4 protein-coding genes are annotated in these 2,294 nt (G+C 58.5%); all 4 read right to left on the bottom strand.

All coding sequences use genetic code 11. From position 1 onward, the window contains the following. On the bottom strand, nucleotides 1-500 hold a 500-nt coding region (locus ACXJ5O_RS24785), incomplete at its 3' end, for a lytic transglycosylase domain-containing protein (RefSeq protein WP_457302224.1). Next, nucleotides 497-736 (bottom strand): hypothetical protein, encoded by a 240-nt coding sequence (locus tag ACXJ5O_RS24780; protein WP_457302223.1) that lies wholly within the window; start codon nucleotides 734-736, stop codon nucleotides 497-499. The genes ACXJ5O_RS24780 and ACXJ5O_RS24785, both read right to left, overlap by 4 nt. Further along, complete coding sequence (virB11, locus tag ACXJ5O_RS24775; RefSeq protein WP_457302222.1) at nucleotides 703-1,611, bottom strand: P-type DNA transfer ATPase VirB11; 909 nt, start codon at nucleotides 1,609-1,611, stop codon at nucleotides 703-705. The genes ACXJ5O_RS24780 and virB11 overlap by 34 nt, the downstream gene beginning before the upstream one ends. Continuing rightward, nucleotides 1,608-2,294 (bottom strand): TrbI/VirB10 family protein (locus tag ACXJ5O_RS24770; RefSeq protein ID WP_457302221.1); only part of this gene is annotated, 687 nt, incomplete at its 5' end. The genes ACXJ5O_RS24770 and virB11, both read right to left, overlap by 4 nt.

Below are 2,294 nucleotides of genomic sequence, written 5' to 3'. Positions count from 1 at the left end.
CCGCGGCTTTGCTCGACAGCCCCTTCACCGGCATTATAGGCAGCCAGCACATACAGCGGGTTTTGGTATCTCTTCTGCAGCAGACGCAGATAACGGATCGCGCCGCGCACATTGTCTTCAGGATCGCAGATATCGACATCAAAACGCTTCGCGGTTCCCGGCATCAATTGYATCAAGCCAACTGCGCCTGCACTTGAGATGCTGTTCATGCGAAAGCCGCTCTCTTGCCGGGCGATGGCCAGCACGAGATCAAGGTCGAAGCGCTCTTCTCCAGCAATCTTGCGCACAATGGCCTCGCCCTGAACTGCATCGATTGGAGAAGCATGTTTGCAGGGCGCTGCCGCAGGGGACAGCGGTGCCGGCGCGGCGTCCGTGTTCGAAGCTGCTTCCTGAATTACGGTAACCTTCAGAGGCTCTTTGCCGGACGCGGCATGTCCGGCGCTGCCAARGGCTGACCCGAAAGCAATGGTGATAGCCGAAAACAAAATCCTCCTGTTCATTGGCTTCGCCCTATCGAAACAATGCCGGCGTTCTCAAATCTGGTTAGATCGCTACTCGCAAGTGCGACCGGCCGCTGCAAATTGGCACGCACGAAGGGATCGTAGAAAATCTCTGTGACAACGCCCGGTCGGCCATTTCGACGGCCAATCTGGATGACCAGTGGCAATGTCGTGCGCAGCATATCAATGATTTCGGTCTTGCTCAGACCGAGCCCGCCGCCGGCGCCGCTTTGCATAACGAGAAGCGCCAGCCGCGTGTAGGCGGCAGACGGAGAGTTGGCATGGACCGTCGAGAGCGAACCGGGTGGCCGGTATTGATTGCCTGGAGAAAATCAAGCGCCTCGCCACCGCGTACTTCGCCAAGCAATAGTCGATCCGGCCGCATGCGCAGGGATGCCTCGACCAGATGACGCGGCTCGATGCGGGCGATATTTTGATTGCCACGCGTTGCGATAAGACGGACATGATTCTCCTGCGGAGGCGTCAGTTCCGGGGTATCCTCAATGGTAATCAGTCGCTCGTGCGCCGGGATCTCCTGCATCAGCGCATTCAGAAAGGTTGTCTTACCAGACCCCGTACCGCCAGAAACCATAATGGACACGCGGCGTTGTACGGCTTCACGCAGAAACGTCCAGATATCCCCTTCAGAGAGCAATTTGCATAGATCGTCTTCGTCATCTGTAAACTGATGCGCACTATCCGTCACCAGAGCAGAGTCCAGCGCCCCTGAAGCCGCGTAATCCGAAAGGAAAAGCCTGCGCGCGACCTGCCGGCGGAGGACAATCGCCCCCCCTTGCGGCGCGGCAGGCGGCATTACAACCTGAATACGCGCGCCATCTGGCAGCGCGGCCGACAATAGCGGCTCTTCGTCGTTGACGAATTGATGACTTGCCGCGGCAACGCGTTCCGCCATGAAGCGGATTCGTTCGGCTGTCAATTCAGGCACCGCATGGCGCACCATCGCCGCACCGGAGCTTCCCTCTACATGTTCGATGAACACGGCGCCCGGCTGATTGATGCATATCTCGATGACATCCGGCGTCTGAAGAAAGTGCCGCAGGGGGGCAAACGCCAAATCGATCAATGCGGAAAGGGGTGCTGCAAGGCTCACGGCGTGCCCCCCTTGTAAACTGGTTGTGTACCTTCTCCAGTATCCCAGCCGCGTCCCTTCTTTAGCTCCTTGAGCTTCTGCATGACCGGATCCGGGTAAAGATCGGAGAAATCGAGATCGCGCCGCACGAAAATCGACACCGGTGTTCCCTGATCAATGGTAATAGTTGGCGGAATGTTGATCTGTGCCTTCAGGGCCTCCTGGGCGAGCTGCGTAAAATTCTGGACCGCAAGCGCCGCCCCTTGCATCGCGAGATCGTCGCCTGCATTGTTGTCATCAGGATAGATGGTATTGACCGTTACCTTACCAGTCGCCGGGTCGGTCGTCGTCGTCTGGATTCGCCCGCCATAAGTGCGGTTCCGCGTCCCGCCACCACCCGCAGCAATTAACTGTGTACCCGCACTGATAATACTCAGCACGCCTGCGGCGCCAAACCGCTTCAGATAGTGGTTGTTGACATCGCCGGCTGATCCCGACCGGCCGAGTTCATCGGTGCCGATCGAACCGAGATTCATTGAAACGCCGTCGGCGCGCAGGAGCCGCGTCCAGACGATAAAGGCGCGGGTCTGACCCTGTGCAACGCCGGCATTGTATTCGCCGATCATGCGCGATGCTGCCGGGATGAGAATTCGCCTTCCATCGAACGACCAGATATCCTCGGTGGTCACGGCCCGCACCATGCC

The sequence above is a fragment of the Phyllobacterium sp. P5_D12 genome, assembly GCF_054049495.1.
Note: the sequence above shows the minus strand (reverse complement) of the source record. Positions and strands in the feature narration are given on the sequence as shown.